This is a genomic window from Streptomyces sp. NBC_01216, assembly GCF_035994945.1.
GTDB lineage: Bacteria > Actinomycetota > Actinomycetes > Streptomycetales > Streptomycetaceae > Streptomyces.
Window position 1 is genome coordinate 2,650,173 of sequence record NZ_CP108677.1, and the last position, 14,675, is coordinate 2,664,847.

Genomic DNA, 14,675 nt, shown 5'->3' on the forward strand with positions numbered 1-14,675 from the left:
GACTGGTAAACGGTGCGACAAGAGTTCGGGCGGCCCTGCGGAGCGGCAAAGAATCATTGGGCCATTCGTAGGGACCCCACAAAGAAACCCGTTCGGCGACTGGCCGCAGGAACAGAGACCTGCGCCACACCTCGGAGCTACTGTGCCGTAAAGGAACCCTGCGTACCGTGGTGCGACAAGGGATTTCACGACCCGAGCAGGCTCGTATCACGCTCCGTGTGGGCAAGCTCACTACTGCGGACGGGTCGAAAGGCCGTGTCGGCAGTCCCTAAACTCAGCTTGTTTCAAGGAGGGAGCCATCGTGCGCAAGGTGCTCATCGCCAACCGTGGCGAAATCGCTGTCCGCGTAGCCCGGGCCTGCCGGGACGCCGGGATCGCCAGCGTAGCCGTCTACGCCGACCCGGACCGGGACGCTCTGCACGTCCGCGCGGCCGACGAGGCGTTCGCTCTGGGCGGTGACACCCCGGCCGCCAGCTATCTGGACATGGCCAAGGTGCTTCAGGCGGCGAAGGACGCCGGGGCGGACGCGATCCACCCCGGATACGGCTTCCTTTCCGAGAACGCCGAGTTCGCCCAGGCCGTGATCGACGCCGGACTGACCTGGATCGGCCCGCCGCCGCAGGCCATCCGTGACCTCGGCGACAAGGTGGCGGCCCGTCACATCGCCCAGCGCGCGGGCGCCCCGCTGGTCGCGGGCACGCCCGACCCGGTCTCCGGCGCGGACGAGGTCGTCGAGTTCGCCCGGGAGAACGGGCTGCCGATCGCGATCAAGGCCGCCTTCGGCGGTGGCGGTCGCGGACTGAAGGTCGCCCGCACCCTCGAAGAGGTGCCGGAGCTCTACGACTCCGCCGTCCGCGAGGCCGTCGCGGCCTTCGGCCGGGGCGAGTGCTTCGTCGAGCGCTACCTCGACAAGCCGCGTCACGTCGAGACACAGTGCCTCGCCGACTCGCACGGCAACGTGGTCGTCGTCTCCACCCGTGACTGCTCGCTCCAGCGCCGTCACCAGAAGCTCGTCGAGGAGGCCCCCGCGCCGTTCCTGACCGACGAGCAGAACGCCCAGCTGTACCGCGCCTCGAAGGCGATCCTGAAGGAGGCCGGCTACGTCGGCGCCGGCACGGTCGAGTTCCTGGTCGGCCTCGACGGCACGATCTCCTTCCTGGAGGTCAACACCCGTCTTCAGGTGGAGCACCCGGTCACCGAGGAAGTCACCGGCATCGACCTCGTCCGGGAGATGTTCCGGATCGCGGACGGCGAGGAGCTCGGCTACGACGACCCGGCCATCCGGGGCCACTCGTTCGAGTTCCGGATCAACGGCGAGGACCCGGGCCGTAACTTCCTGCCCGCCCCCGGCACCGTCACCACCTTCGCGGCACCGGCCGGCCCCGGCGTCCGGCTGGACGCGGGCGTCGAGTCCGGCTCGGTCATCGGCCCCGCCTGGGACTCCCTGCTGGCCAAGCTGATCGTCACCGGCGCCACCCGCGAGCAGGCGCTCCAGCGCGCCTCCCGCGCGCTGGCGGAGTTCACGGTGGAGGGCATGGCCACGGCCATCCCCTTCCACCGGGCCGTCGTCGTCGACCCCGACTTCACCGCGGACCCCTTCCGCGTCCACACCCGGTGGATCGAGACCGAGTTCGTCAACGAGATCAAGCCGTTCTCGCCCGGTGCCGCGGACGCGGAGGAGGACGAGGCGGGTCGCGAGACCATCGTCGTCGAGGTCGGCGGCAAGCGACTCGAGGTCTCGCTGCCGTCCTCGCTCGGCATGACCCTGGCCCGCACGGGTCTGGCCGCCGGTGCCAAGCCGAAGCGTCGGGCCGCGAAGAAGTCCGGCCCGACGGCCTCCGGCGACACTCTCGCCTCCCCGATGCAGGGCACCATCGTGAAGGTGGCCGTCGAGGAGGGCCAGGAGGTCAAGGAGGGCGACCTCATCGTGGTCCTGGAGGCCATGAAGATGGAGCAGCCCCTCAACGCGCACCGCGCCGGCACCGTCAAGGGCCTGACGGCCGAGGTCGGCGCGTCGGTCACCTCCGGCGCCCCGATCTGCGAGATCAAGGACTGATCCACACCCCGGCACCGCCCGGAGGGCCCGCAGGCGCATCCCGCGCCCGCGGGCCCTCCGCCGCTCGGGCCCCGGGAAGGGGTGACGGCCGCGCCGCCTCACGGGAGTCGCCCGTCTCACCCGCCCGGCCGCCACCGCACCGCCCGCCCGCACCGGACGTCCGGCCGGTAAAGGCCCTCCCGCGCCGAACCGAGGAGCCCCATGCGTGCCGACGCGCGCCGCAACCACGAGCGTCTGCTCACCGAGGCCCGCGCCGCCTTCGCGGAGCACGGCACCGACGCCTCCCTGGAGGACGTCGCCCGCCGCGCGGGGGTCGGGATCGGCACGCTCTACCGGCACTTCCCCACCCGGGAGGCGCTGCTCAGCGCCGTGTTCCAGGAGGCCCTCGCGGTCCTGCTCCAGCGCTCGCGGGATCTCGCCGAGGCCGTGGACCCCTGCCGGGCCCTGGCCGAGTGGCTGCGCGCCCTGATCTCCCACGCGGGCGCGTACCGGGGCCTCGCGCACGGCCTGATGTCGGCCTCGGGAAAGGGGAGTTCGGCGCTCTCTCAGTGCAGCGTGCCGTTGCGCGCGGCCGGCGAGAGGCTGCTCGCCCACGCCCAGGAAGCGGGCACCGTGCGGAAGGAGGTGTCGATCGGCGACCTGATGCAGCTGACCAACGCCATCGCGCTGGCCGCCGAACAGTGCCCGGAGGACGCGGAGCTGCCCGACCGACTGCTCGCCCTGACCCTGTGCGGGCTCACACCCTGAGAGCCTGTCGGGTGGCCTGTGACCGGGGCCCGCACCACCTTCGGAGGCGGCGTCCGGGTCCTCGGCGGGCAGCTCATCCCACCTCGACACGGGACCGGCACCTCGGCGGGTGCGGGGGAGCATCGGACCAGGCCCCGGCCCGGCACACGGACGCCGGGATCAGCGCCTGCGCATGTCGGCCACCCGGGCCGCGGCGCGCTCGGGTCCGAGCAGTTCGCTCGTCAGCGCCCCTGCCGTGCTGCGCAGTTGGGCGCCCGCGTGACGGGCCCGCTGGCCGGGCAGCGGAACATCACGTCGGGGCCGGCCGCCCGGGGGGATCGCGTCACCCGCCGCACCCGCGACCACGATCTGGACACCCTGGTCGGCCAGCGCCTGCAGCTCCGTGGCGGCCCGGTCGTCGTGCGCCAAGGGCTCGTCGGTGACCAGCCGCGTGATCACGTCCGTCGGCACCGTCTGGAACATGGTGTCGGTGCCGAGCTTGGTGTGGTCGGCCAGCACCACGACCTCGGCCGCCGCCTGGACCAGCGCACGGTCCACACTCGCCGAGAGCATGTTGGACGTGGAGAGCCCACGCTCGGCGGTCAGACCACTGCCGGAGAGGAAGGCACGGGAGACCCGGAGCCCCTGGAGGGACTGCTCGGCCCCGCTGCCGACGAGCGCGTAGTTCGAGCCACGCAGCGTGCCACCGGTCATGACGACCTCGACCCGGTTGGCATGGGCCAGGGCCTGGGCCACGAGCAGGGAGTTGGTGACGACGGTCAGACCGGGCACGCGGGCGAGCCGGCGGGCCAGCTCCTGCGTGGTCGTCCCGGCTCCCACGACGATGGCCTCGCCCTCCTCGACGAGACTCGCGGCGGTATCGGCGATGGCCGTCTTCTCCGCCGTGGCGAGGTGGGACTTCTGCGGGAAGCCGGAATCCCGGGTGAAACCGCCCGGCAGTACCGCACCGCCGTGCCGGCGGTCGAGGAGTCCTTCTGCCTCCAGCGCCCGCACGTCCCGCCGTACGGTCACTTCTGAGGTCTGGACGACGCGGGCGAGCTCGCGGAGCGACACGGCTCCGTTGGCGCGCACCATTTCAAGGATCAACTGACGACGTTCTGCAGCGAACACGAAACTGACAGTAACCTGAGCGGCCGATACTTTTCAGCACTATGCGCCGATTTACCGAAGATGCGCACCGACGGGACCTCCAACTGATATGAGAGGCCCCGTCGTCGGCCGGGCGGTGTGGTGGACTTGCCCGGGGGTGCCGGGGGTTGTCCCGATCGTTCGGGGAGAGCGGGCGGGCTAGCCCTCTCCGCCGGCCTTTCGGGTGTGCAACTGCCGTGCCACTTCCGCGATCGAGCCCGACAGGGAGGGGTACACGGTGAATGCCTTCGCGATCTGTTCCACTGTCAGATTGTTGTCGACCGCGATCGAGATCGGGTGGATCAGCTCGCTCGCCCGCGGCGCGACGACACAGCCGCCGACCACGATGCCGGTGCCCGGACGGCAGAAGATCTTGACGAAGCCGTCCCGGATGCCCTGCATCTTCGCGCGGGGGTTGCGCAGCAGCGGCAGCTTGACGACCCGGGCGTCGATCCGGCCGGCGTCGACGTCCGCCTGGGTGTAACCGACGGTCGCGATCTCCGGGTCGGTGAAGACGTTCGAGGAGACCGTCTTCAGGTTCAGCGGCGCCACCGCGTCGCCGAGGAAGTGGTACATCGCGATCCGCCCCTGCATGGCGGCGACCGAGGCGAGCGCGAAGACGCCGGTGACGTCGCCGGCCGCGTAGACGCCGGGGGCGGAGGTGCGGGAGACCTTGTCGGTCCAGATATGACCGGAATCCTTCAGCCGGACCCCGGCCTCCTCCAGGCCCATTCCGGCCGAATTCGGGATCGCGCCGACCGCCATCAGGCAGTGGGTGCCGGAGATGACCCGGCCGTCGGCCAACGTGACCTCGACCCGGTCCCCGACCCGTTTGGCGGACTCGGCACGGGAACGGGCCATGACGTTCATACCGCGCCGGCGGAAGACGTCCTCCAGCACGGCGGCGGCGTCCGGGTCCTCGCCGGGCAGCACGCGGTCGCGCGAGGAGACGAGGGTGACCCGGGAGCCCAGCGCCTGGTAGGCGCCGGCGAACTCGGCGCCCGTCACACCGGAACCGACCACGATCAGCTCCTGGGGGAGCTCCTTGAGGTCGTAGACCTGTGTCCAGTTCAGGATGCGCTCGCCGTCGGGCTGCGCGTCGGGCAGCTCGCGCGGGTGGCCGCCGGTGGCGATCAGCACGGCGTCGGCGGTGAGCGACTCCTCGGTGCCGTCCGCGGCGGTCACGACCACCTGGCGCGAGCCGTCCATCGCCTGCCGGCCGGAGAGCCGTCCCCGTCCCCGCAGCACCCGGGCGCCGGCCCGGGTGACGGAGGCGGTGATGTCGTGGGACTGGGCCAGCGCGAGGCGCTTCACCCGTCGGTTGACCTTGCCGAGGTCCACGCCGACCACGCGGGCGGCCTGCTCGACGTGCGGGGTGGGGGCGCCTCCGTCGAAGGCAGGGGGAGCGTCGCCGACGATGATGCCCAGCTCCTCGTACGAGGAGTCGAAGGTGGTCATCACCTCGGCCGTCGCGATGAGGGTCTTCGAGGGGACGCAGTCGGTCAGGACGGACGCGCCGCCGAGGCCGTCGCAGTCGACGACGGTCACCTCCGCGCCGAGTTGGGCGCCCACCAGGGCCGCCTCGTATCCGCCGGGTCCGCCGCCGATGATCACGATCCGGGTCACGTGGGTTACGCCTCGCGCTCTCGTTCTGCCGGGGGGTCCCCCGCTGGGCTGCAGTGCGTACGCCATTGTCCCGCACGCTTCAAGTGCGTACCCCATTGTCCCGCATGCCGCGGGCGTCCTCACGCGCGGGCCTCCATACCGCCCCCACCTCGGACTTCCGCGACCACCCCTCCCCCTCCCGTACCCTCGACCCCATGTCGCTCTACGCCGCGTACGCCGGCAACCTCGACGCGCGGCTCATGACCCGCCGCGCACCGCACTCCCCGCTGCGCGGTACCGGCTGGCTCAACGGCTGGCGGCTGACCTTCGGCGGCGAGCAGATGGGCTGGGAGGGGGCACTCGCCACGATCGTGGAGGCACCGCGTTCCCAGGTCTTCGTCGCGCTCTACGACATCGCCCCGATGGACGAGGACTCGATGGACCGCTGGGAGGGCGTCAGCCTCGACATCTACCGGCGGATGCGGGTGCGGGTACACACGCTGGACGGCGAGGAACCGGCCTGGGTGTACGTCCTCAACGCCTACGAGGGCGGGCTGCCCTCGGCCCGCTACCTGGGCGAGCTCGCGGACGCCGCGGAGTCGGCGGGCGCGCCGCACGACTACGTCATGGAACTGCGCAAACGCCCCTGCTGAGACGTCCGCCCGGGGCGCGGGTACCGGATGTGGCGGTACGTGATGTGGCGAAAGACATCGTGCCGCCCGCCACACTCTTCGTCGGAAACGACAAGACAACGATCGCATGTCCGTCAGCACCGTCATCTACGCGCGTAGGAATTCTCGGGCTACGCTTCTGCGCGTAGGAAATACGTCCGGGGCTCCCCCCTCGGACCCCCCTTCCCGAGGCGAGAGAGTCAGTGAACGCAACTGCCACCCCGTACGAGGCCGCCGAGGCCGCTGCCACGCGTCTTCGCGAGCTGACCGGCACCGAGAGCCACGACGTCGCACTGGTGATGGGCTCCGGCTGGGCCCCCGCCGTCGACGCCCTCGGTGCCCCGGAGGCCGAGTTCCCGGTCACCGAGCTCCCCGGATTCCCGCCGCCGGCCGTCGAGGGCCACGGCGGCAAGGTCCGCTCGTACAAGATCGGCGAGAAGCGGGTCCTGGTCTTCCTGGGCCGAACGCACTTCTACGAGGGCCGGGGCGTCGCCTCCGTCGCCCACGGCGTGCGCACCGCCGTCGCCGCCGGCTGCAAGACCGTCGTCCTGACCAACGGCTGCGGCGGCCTGCGCGAGGGCATGCGCCCCGGCCAGCCGGTGCTGATCAGCGACCACCTCAACCTGACGGGCGCCTCGCCGATCGTCGGCGCCAACTTCGTCGACCTCACGGACCTGTACTCGCCGCGTCTGCGCGCTCTGTGCAAGGAGGTCGACGAGACCCTCGAAGAGGGCGTCTACGTGCAGTTCCCCGGGCCGCACTACGAGACCCCGGCCGAGATCAACATGGTCCGCGTCATGGGTGGCGACCTGGTCGGCATGTCCACCGTCCTGGAGGCCATCGCGGCCCGTGAGGCGGGCGCGGAGGTCCTGGGCATCTCGCTGGTCACCAACCTCGCCGCGGGCCTGTCGGGCGAGCCGCTCAACCACGAGGAGGTCCTCCAGGCCGGCCGCGACTCCGCGGCCCGGATGGGCGAACTCCTCACCCGGGTGCTCGACCGCATCTGATTCTCCGGCGCCCGGCGCCGCGCGGGGCTCCTCCCTGCCCTCCCCTTCCCGTACCGGCCCGGCCGGCGCCCGAGACGCGGGGCACGGGCCGGAGCCCGGTTACGGGAAGGGGAGGGGCGGGAAGGACACTCTCCCGCCCCACCAGCCGCACCCGCCCGTATCCCCGAAAGGCATCCACCGTGACGCAGGACGACCTCATCGCCCGGGCCCAGGCCTGGCTCGCCGAGGACCCCGACAGCGAGACCCGCGACGAGCTCGCCAAGCTCATCGAGTCCGGCGACCGCGCCGGACTCGACGCCCGGTTCGCCGGGACCCTCCAGTTCGGCACGGCCGGTCTCCGCGGCGAGCTGGGCGCGGGCCCCCTGCGGATGAACCGCTCCGTGGTCATCCGGGCCGCCGCCGGGCTCGCCGCGTATCTCCGGGCGAAGGGCCAGGAGGGCGGGCTGGTCGTCATCGGCTACGACGCCCGCTACAAGTCGGCCGACTTCGCCCGCGACACCGCGGCCGTGATGACCGGTGCCGGACTGCGCGCGGCGCTGCTGCCGCGCCCGCTGCCCACGCCCGTCCTCGCCTTCGCCATAAGGCACCTGGGCGCCGTCGCCGGCGTCGAGGTGACCGCGAGCCACAACCCGCCGCGCGACAACGGCTACAAGGTCTACCTCGGCGACGGCTCGCAGATCGTGCCGCCGGCCGACGCGGAGATCGCCGCCGGGATCGCCGCCGTGCGCGCGCTGGCCGACGTGCCCCGTCCCGAGGAGGGCTGGGAGACGCTCGGCGACGAGGTCCTGGAGGCGTACCTGGCCCGGACCGACGCCGTACTGACCCCCGGCTCGCCCCGCACCGCCCGGACCGTCTACACGGCGATGCACGGCGTCGGCAGGGAGGTCCTGACGGCCGCCTTCGACCGGGCGGGTTTCCCTCCCCCGGCGCTCGTGGCCGAGCAGGCCGATCCCGACCCGGCCTTCCCGACGGTGGCGTTCCCCAATCCGGAGGAGCCGGGCGCCATGGACCTCGCCTTCGAGGCGGCCAGGGCCGTGGACCCGGACATCGTGATCGCCAACGACCCCGACGCCGACCGTTGCGCGGTCGCCGTACCCGACGCCTCCGTCGAGGGCGGCTGGCGGATGCTGCGCGGTGACGAGGTGGGCGCGCTGCTCGCCGCGCATCTGGTGCACAAGGGCGCGCGGGGCGTGTTCGCCGAGTCGATCGTCTCGTCCTCGCTGCTCGGCCGGATCGCCGAGGCCGCGGGCGTCGGCTACGAGGAGACCCTGACCGGCTTCAAGTGGATCGCCCGCGTGGAGGGGCTGCGGTACGGCTACGAGGAGGCGCTCGGCTACTGCGTCGACCCCGAGGGCGTCCGCGACAAGGACGGCATCACGGCGGCGCTGCTCATCGCCGAGCTGGCCTCGGTCCTCAAGGAGCAGGACCGTACGCTGACCGGCCTGCTCGACGACCTCGCGGTGGCCCACGGCCTGCACGCCACCGACCAGCTCTCCGTGCGGGTCGAGGACCTGGGCGTCATCCGGAACGCGATGAGCGCGCTGCGCGAGCGTCCGCCGGTCTCGCTGGCGGGGCTGACCGTCACGACGGCGGAGGACCTGGCGAAGGGCACGGAGACGCTGCCTCCGACCGACGGTCTGCGCTACTACCTGGAGGGCGAGTTCCGCGCCCGGGTCATCGTCCGGCCGAGCGGCACCGAGCCCAAGCTGAAGTGCTACCTGGAGGTCGTCGTCCCGGTGGCCGACGCGAGCGAGCTGACGCCGGCCCGTGCGACGGCCGCCGAGGTCCTCGCCGCGGTCAAGCGTGACCTGGCGGCGGCCGCGGGGCTCTGAGGGCCTGCAGGGTGGCCTCCGGCCGACAGGCGGGCGCGGCCCGGTCCACCGTTTCCCGGGAACGGTGAGGGGCCGTACGGGGACCCCGGCGTCCCCGTACGGCCCCTCACCCGTCCGGCGCGGCGGCGGGCCCGTGGGCGGTGCGGCGGGCTCCCGGCCCGGCCGCGGCCGTCAGCCCGTCGCCAGCAGGATCACCAGCAGCACCAGACCCGCCACCGCCGGAGCGATGACCTCGTAGGCCCAGCGGATCTGGGGTTCGCCCTGGGCGCCGGGGCGGGAGGCGCAGCGTTCGGCGAGTTCGCGGAGGTCGGCGATGGTCTGGTCGGCCGGTGCCCTGCGGGACTGATCGTCGCGGACGTCCGCCGTGACGGACGTGCGGCGGTGCGGGTCGTCCTGCGAGGCGCGCGCCTGGCGGCGGGCGGCCGCCTTCCGTCGGCGCAGCGAGACCGGGATCGACCACAGCTGGTACGTGACGCCCTCGCGGGTGACGACCTCGCTGGAGTAGCCGGCGCGGACGTCGGCGACCGCGGCCCAGGGCAGCGTGATGTTGCGGAAGGGGTTGCGGACGCGGAGCCGGTCCTCGTTCGCGTAGACCGCGGGCCGGACGGTGAAGGCCACGACGAGCGGCACGACGAGCAGCAGGCCCGCCAGGGCCACCCACGGGGTCCGGCCCTCGCCGCGGATCATCGCGTCGACGCAGAACCAGGTGGCGAGGCCGATCAGCAGGACACCTCCCGCGATCCCGAGAGGCGAACGGAAGACGCGGTCGGCGTAGGCCGGCTCGGCGGGCGGCTGGGGGCTCGTCATACGCCCGATTCTGCCTCACCGGCGCGGAGCCGCCCGGGGGCTCCGCGCCGGTGGTCCGGCGACGAGGGCGATCGGGTCGTAATCGAGCGGGGCTGTACAGGTCGCTACGCGCGTAGATATGCTCGACTGGTGACCATGCCCACCACTGCATCCGCAGCACCCTCCCCCGCGGCCTCCGGCGCGGGAGGTGCCCCCATTTTCGCCGACGTGACCACGTCCGAGAGTGCGCTGCGCCGCTTCCTCCACGGGCTGCCCGGCGTCGACGCCGTCGGCCTGGAGGCGCGCGCCGCGTCCCTCGGCACCCGCTCGATCAAGACCACGGCCAAGGCGTACGCCATCGACCTGGCCATCTCCATGATCGACCTGACGACGCTCGAAGGCGCGGACACCCCGGGCAAGGTCCGGGCGCTCGCCGCCAAGGCCGTCAACCCCGATCCGACCGACCGCACGACCCCGACGACCGCCGCCCTCTGTGTCTATCCCGACATGGTGGCGACCGCCAAGGCCGCCCTCGCGGGCTCCGGCGTCAAGGTCGCCTCCGTCGCCACCGCCTTCCCGGCGGGCCGCGCCGCGCTTCCCGTGAAGCTCGCGGACACGGCCGACGCCATCGCCGCCGGCGCGGACGAGATCGACATGGTCATCGACCGTGGCGCCTTCCTCGCCGGCCGCTACCTCGAGGTGTTCGACCAGATCACCGCGATCAAGGCGGAGTGCGGCGACCGTGCCCGGCTCAAGGTCATCTTCGAGACCGGCGAGCTGTCCACGTACGACAACATCCGCCGTGCCTCCTGGCTCGGCATGATGGCGGGCGCCGACTTCATCAAGACCTCGACCGGCAAGGTCGCGGTCAACGCCACCCCGGCCAACACGCTCCTGATGCTGGAGGCGGTCCGCGACTTCCGCGCGCAGACCGGCGTCCAGATCGGCGTGAAGCCGGCCGGCGGCATCCGCAACACCAAGGAAGCCATCAAGTTCCTGGTCCTGGTCAACGAGACCGTCGGCGAGGACTGGCTGGACAACCACTGGTTCCGCTTCGGTGCCTCCAGCCTGCTGAACGACCTGCTCATGCAGCGTCAGAAGCTGGCGACCGGCCGCTACTCCGGCCCCGATTACGTGACGGTGGACTGATCATCATGGCATCTGCATTCGAGTACGCGCCGGCTCCCGAGTCCCGGTCCGTCGTCGACATCGCTCCCTCCTACGGCCTGTTCATCGACGGCGAGTTCGTCGACGCGGCCGACGGCAAGGTCTTCAAGACCGTCTCCCCCTCCTCCGAGGAGGTCCTGGCCGAGGTCGCCCAGGCGGGCGCCGAGGACGTCGACCGCGCGGTGAAGGCGGCTCGCAGGGCCTTCGCCACGTGGTCGGCGCTGCCGGGTTCCGAGCGCGCCAAGTACCTCTTCCGCATCGCCCGGATCATCCAGGAGCGCAGCCGCGAACTGGCCGTCCTGGAGACCCTGGACAACGGCAAGCCGATCAAGGAGACCCGCGACGCGGACCTCCCGCTGGTCGCCGCGCACTTCTTCTACTACGCGGGCTGGGCCGACAAGCTCGGCCACGCGGGCTACGGCGCCGATCCCCGCCCGCTGGGCGTGGCCGGCCAGGTCATCCCATGGAACTTCCCCCTCCTCATGCTGGCGTGGAAGATCGCGCCGGCGCTGGCGACGGGCAACACGGTCGTGCTCAAGCCCGCCGAGACGACCCCGCTGTCCGCCCTGTTCTTCGCGGACATCTGCCGCCAGGCCGGACTTCCCCGGGGCGTCGTCAACATCCTTCCCGGATACGGGGAGGCCGGCGCCGCGCTGGTCGAGCACCCGGACGTGAACAAGGTCGCCTTCACCGGCTCGACCGCCGTCGGCAAGGCCATCGCCCGCTCGGTGGCCGGCACCGACAAGAAGGTGACCCTGGAGCTGGGCGGCAAGGGCGCCAACATCGTCTTCGACGACGCCCCCGTCGACCAGGCCGTCGAGGGCATCGTCAACGGCATCTTCTTCAACCAGGGCCAGGTCTGCTGCGCGGGCTCCCGTCTGCTGGTGCAGGAGTCGGTCCACGACGAGGTGCTCGACTCGCTCAAGAGGCGGCTGTCGACGCTGCGCCTGGGCGATCCGCTGGACAAGAACACCGACATCGGCGCCATCAACTCGGCCGAGCAGCTCGCCCGGATCACCGCGCTGGTGGAGAAGGGCGAGGCGGAGGGCGGCGAGCGCTGGTCCCCGTCCTGCGAGCTCCCCTCCGCCGGCTACTGGTTCGCGCCGACCCTCTTCACCCACGTCACCCAGGCGCACACCATCGCCCGTGACGAGATCTTCGGCCCGGTCCTGTCGGTGCTGACCTTCCGCACCCCGGACGAGGCCGTCGCCAAGGCCAACAACAGCCAGTACGGCCTGTCGGCCGGTATCTGGACGGAGAAGGGTTCCCGCATCCTCGCGGTCGCGTCCAGGCTCCGGGCCGGTGTCGTCTGGGCCAACACGTTCAACAAGTTCGACCCGACCTCGCCCTTCGGCGGCTACAAGGAGTCGGGCTTCGGCCGCGAAGGCGGCCGTCACGGTCTGGAGGCCTACCTCGATGTCTGACGGCAAGGGTTCGAACAGCGGTCCCACCGCGGCGCGTCTGAGCGTCTTCAAGACCTACAAGCTGTACGTCGGGGGCAAGTTCCCCCGTTCCGAGAGCGGCCGGGTGTACGAGGTGACCGACTCCAAGGGCGAGTGGCTGGCCAACGCGCCGCTCTCCTCCCGCAAGGACGCCCGTGACGCGGTCGTCGCCGCCCGCAAGGCATTCGGCGGCTGGTCCGGCGCGACCGCGTACAACCGCGGCCAGATCCTCTACCGCGTCGCCGAGATGCTGGAGGGCCGACGCGCCCAGTTCGTCGCCGAGGTGGCGGACGGGGAGGGCCTGTCGAAGTCCAAGGCGGGCGCCGTCGTCGACGCGGCGATCGACCGCTGGGTCTGGTACGCGGGCTGGACGGACAAGATCGGCCAGGTCGTCGGCGGGGCCAACCCGGTCGCCGGCCCCTACTTCAACCTCTCGGCGCCCGAACCGACCGGTGTGGTGACGGTCCTGGCCCCGCAGGACTCGTCCTTCCTCGGGCTCGTCTCGGTGATCGCCCCGGTGATCGCGACCGGCAACACCGCGGTCGTGATCGCCAGCGAGAAGGCACCACTGCCGGCGCTCTCCCTCGGCGAGGTGCTGGCCACCTCCGACCTGCCGGGCGGCGTCGTCAACATCCTGTCCGGCAGGGCGGCCGAGATGGGCCCGCACCTGGCGAGCCACCAGGACGTCAACGCGATCGACCTGACGGGCGCGGACGCCGAACTGGCGCGCGAGCTGGAGGTCGCCGCGGCCGACAACCTCAAGCGGGTCCTGCGCCCGCGTGCCGTCGACTTCGCCGCGGCGCCGGGAACGGACCGCATGACGGCCTTCCTGGAGACGAAGACGGTCTGGCACCCGACGGGATCGCTGGGCGCGAGCGGCTCCTCGTACTAGGGCTGGGCGTGTCGCGAAAGTAGCTCCGTCCGCCCGGAGATCCCCCCATGAGCGAGGGGCCCCGGGGTCACCCCGGGGCCCCTCGCTCATGGTGTGACGCGCGCGGCCCGGTTCCGGACCGCCACGCCTCTCGTCTCGTCCCGGCTCCGGATCGGTCAGCCCGGGAGAAGGCCCTGCGTCAGCGGGCCGGCGACGGGCAGGTCGGCCAGCGCGCCGCCCTGGGTGATCTGGTCCGTCACCAGGTTGGTGCCCACCGGCTTGAAGTCGGCGACCTGGGTGCCGAGGCCGTTCGCGAGCGGGTCGACGCCGGTGTTGGCCAGCGGGTCGAGCTGCAGCCGCGTCAGTGGGCCCAGGCCGTGTCCGGCCGCCCCGAGCAGCCCCTCGCCGGCCGCTGCGGCGTCGGTGCGGGTCAGCCCGTCCACCGGCAGCCGGGGGGCCGCCGCCTGGGCGCCCGCCGCCCCCGCGCCGAGCACGGCACCGGCCGCCGTGAGGGTCAGACCCGCCTTCAGCAGCGCGGTGCGGCGGGAAGTCCGGGATTCTGCGTGACGCGCCATGACGGTCCTTGTCGCTCGTACGTCGGGTGATCGGATGGGCACCGACAGTAGTGGAGGTGTGATGCTCGATACCAACGGCCTCCCTCGGGGGTCCCCTGCGCGGGGGAATGGTTCACACTGGTGTCCCGTGAGTTCCCAAGCGATCCCGACCCGTGTCGTCCTGCTCGCGGGCCCCTCCGGCTCCGGCAAGTCGTCCCTCGCCGCCACCACCGGCCTTCCGGTGCTGCGCCTCGACGACTTCTACAAGGAGGCCGACGACCCGACGCTGCCGCTGGTCCCGGGCAGTGCCGACATCGACTGGGACTCCCCCGGTTCCTGGGACGCGGACGTCGCCGTCGCGGCGATCGCGGAACTGTGCGCCACCGGACGGACCGACGTCCCCGTGTACGACATCGCCACCAGCGCGCGGGTGGGCCACGAGACGCTGGACATCGGGCAGCCGCCGCTGTTCCTCGCCGAGGGGATCTTCGCCGCCGAGATCGTGGCCCGCTGCCAGGCCCTCGGGCTGCTCGCCGACGCGCTGTGCCTGCGCGGCCGGGCTTCGACGACCTTCCGCCGCCGCCTGCTGCGCGACCTGCGGGAGGGCCGCAAGTCGGTTCCCTTCCTGCTCCGCCGCGGCTGGCGGCTGATGCGCGCCGAACGCGCGATCGTGTCCCGCCAGACCGCTCTGGGCGCCCACCCCTGCGCCCGTCAGGAGGCCCTGGGCCGTCTCGCCGCCGCGGCGGCCGACCGGCACCACGCCCCCGCGGGCCGGTAGCAGCCACCACCGGAGGGAACCCCGCCGGAAG

Annotated in this window: 13 protein-coding genes; 9 read left to right on the forward strand and 4 right to left on the reverse strand. The window is 72.3% G+C overall.

All coding sequences use genetic code 11. The features are described from left to right. Positions 1–301: 301 nt before the first annotated feature. A complete protein-coding gene (locus OG393_RS11295; RefSeq protein WP_327374530.1) occupies positions 302–2,056 on the forward strand; it encodes an acetyl/propionyl/methylcrotonyl-CoA carboxylase subunit alpha in 1,755 nt (584 codons plus the stop codon). A gap of 201 nt (positions 2,057–2,257) precedes the next feature. Beyond that, entirely contained in the window at positions 2,258–2,803 is a 546-nt protein-coding gene (locus OG393_RS11300; protein WP_327374531.1) for a TetR/AcrR family transcriptional regulator, read from the forward strand. 159 nt (positions 2,804–2,962) lie between these two features. On the opposite strand, the gene OG393_RS11305 is transcribed toward OG393_RS11300, so the two are convergent. Next, entirely contained in the window at positions 2,963–3,877 is a 915-nt protein-coding gene (locus OG393_RS11305; protein ID WP_442817411.1) for a DeoR/GlpR family DNA-binding transcription regulator, read from the reverse strand. Positions 3,878–4,090: 213 nt separating this feature from the next. Further along, positions 4,091–5,557: an NAD(P)H-quinone dehydrogenase gene (locus tag OG393_RS11310; RefSeq protein ID WP_327374533.1), complete on the reverse strand. Its 1,467-nt coding sequence runs from the start codon at positions 5,555–5,557 to the stop codon at positions 4,091–4,093. 194 nt (positions 5,558–5,751) lie between these two features. On the opposite strand from OG393_RS11310, the gene OG393_RS11315 reads away from it, so the two are divergent. The 3 genes from OG393_RS11315 to OG393_RS11325 all read left to right on the forward strand — a co-directional run bounded on the left by OG393_RS11315 (position 5,752) and on the right by OG393_RS11325 (position 9,046). Further along, the gene (locus tag OG393_RS11315) at positions 5,752–6,189 is read left to right on the forward strand and encodes a gamma-glutamylcyclotransferase (RefSeq protein WP_327374535.1); all 438 of its coding nucleotides are present in this window, start codon (positions 5,752–5,754) and stop codon (positions 6,187–6,189) included. 221 nt (positions 6,190–6,410) lie between these two features. Further along, a complete protein-coding gene (locus OG393_RS11320) occupies positions 6,411–7,214 on the forward strand; it encodes a purine-nucleoside phosphorylase (RefSeq protein WP_327374536.1) in 804 nt (267 codons plus the stop codon). Positions 7,215–7,393: 179 nt separating this feature from the next. Further along, a complete protein-coding gene (locus tag OG393_RS11325; RefSeq protein WP_327374537.1) occupies positions 7,394–9,046 on the forward strand; it encodes a phospho-sugar mutase in 1,653 nt (550 codons plus the stop codon). Positions 9,047–9,217: 171 nt separating this feature from the next. Here the strand turns inward: OG393_RS11325 and OG393_RS11330 are convergent, their stop codons facing one another. Continuing rightward, positions 9,218–9,853 (reverse strand): PH domain-containing protein, encoded by a 636-nt coding sequence (locus OG393_RS11330; RefSeq protein ID WP_327374538.1) that lies wholly within the window; start codon positions 9,851–9,853, stop codon positions 9,218–9,220. Positions 9,854–9,988: 135 nt separating this feature from the next. Here OG393_RS11330 and deoC point away from each other — a divergent pair, with 135 nt between their 5' ends. The 3 genes from deoC to OG393_RS11345 are packed head-to-tail and all read left to right on the forward strand — an operon-like array spanning position 9,989 to position 13,333. Beyond that, the gene (deoC, locus tag OG393_RS11335; protein WP_327374539.1) at positions 9,989–10,981 is read left to right on the forward strand and encodes a deoxyribose-phosphate aldolase; all 993 of its coding nucleotides are present in this window, start codon (positions 9,989–9,991) and stop codon (positions 10,979–10,981) included. 5 nt (positions 10,982–10,986) lie between these two features. After that, on the forward strand, positions 10,987–12,423 hold the full coding sequence (locus tag OG393_RS11340; RefSeq protein ID WP_327374540.1) for an aldehyde dehydrogenase family protein: 1,437 nt from the start codon (positions 10,987–10,989) through the stop codon (positions 12,421–12,423). Beyond that, positions 12,416–13,333, forward strand: coding sequence for an aldehyde dehydrogenase family protein (locus OG393_RS11345; RefSeq protein WP_327374541.1), 918 nt, complete (start codon positions 12,416–12,418; stop codon positions 13,331–13,333). The genes OG393_RS11340 and OG393_RS11345 overlap by 8 nt, the downstream gene beginning before the upstream one ends. A gap of 155 nt (positions 13,334–13,488) precedes the next feature. Here OG393_RS11345 and OG393_RS11350 read toward each other — a convergent pair whose 3' ends face one another. Then, positions 13,489–13,887, reverse strand: a complete 399-nt coding sequence (locus tag OG393_RS11350; RefSeq protein WP_327374542.1) for a hypothetical protein — start codon at positions 13,885–13,887, stop codon at positions 13,489–13,491. Positions 13,888–13,948: 61 nt separating this feature from the next. On the opposite strand from OG393_RS11350, the gene OG393_RS11355 reads away from it, so the two are divergent. Then, positions 13,949–14,644, forward strand: a complete 696-nt coding sequence (locus OG393_RS11355) for a uridine kinase (RefSeq protein WP_327374543.1) — start codon at positions 13,949–13,951, stop codon at positions 14,642–14,644. The last annotated feature ends 31 nt before the right edge of the window (positions 14,645–14,675 follow it).

What these genes read in the sequence shown, in the direction of transcription:
- OG393_RS11300 (WP_327374531.1), top strand. Translation starts at nt 2,258, where the DNA reads ATGCGTGCCGACGCGCGCCGCAACCACGAGCGTCTGCTCACCGAGGCC.
- OG393_RS11305 (WP_442817411.1), bottom strand. Translation starts at nt 3,877, where the DNA reads ATGGTGCGCGCCAACGGAGCCGTGTCGCTCCGCGAGCTCGCCCGCGTC.
- OG393_RS11315 (WP_327374535.1), top strand. Translation starts at nt 5,752, where the DNA reads ATGTCGCTCTACGCCGCGTACGCCGGCAACCTCGACGCGCGGCTCATG.
- OG393_RS11330 (WP_327374538.1), bottom strand. Translation starts at nt 9,853, where the DNA reads ATGACGAGCCCCCAGCCGCCCGCCGAGCCGGCCTACGCCGACCGCGTC.
- deoC (WP_327374539.1), top strand. Translation starts at nt 9,989, where the DNA reads ATGCCCACCACTGCATCCGCAGCACCCTCCCCCGCGGCCTCCGGCGCG.
- OG393_RS11340 (WP_327374540.1), top strand. Translation starts at nt 10,987, where the DNA reads ATGGCATCTGCATTCGAGTACGCGCCGGCTCCCGAGTCCCGGTCCGTC.
- OG393_RS11345 (WP_327374541.1), top strand. Translation starts at nt 12,416, where the DNA reads ATGTCTGACGGCAAGGGTTCGAACAGCGGTCCCACCGCGGCGCGTCTG.
- OG393_RS11350 (WP_327374542.1), bottom strand. Translation starts at nt 13,887, where the DNA reads ATGGCGCGTCACGCAGAATCCCGGACTTCCCGCCGCACCGCGCTGCTG.
- OG393_RS11355 (WP_327374543.1), top strand. Translation starts at nt 13,949, where the DNA reads ATGCTCGATACCAACGGCCTCCCTCGGGGGTCCCCTGCGCGGGGGAAT.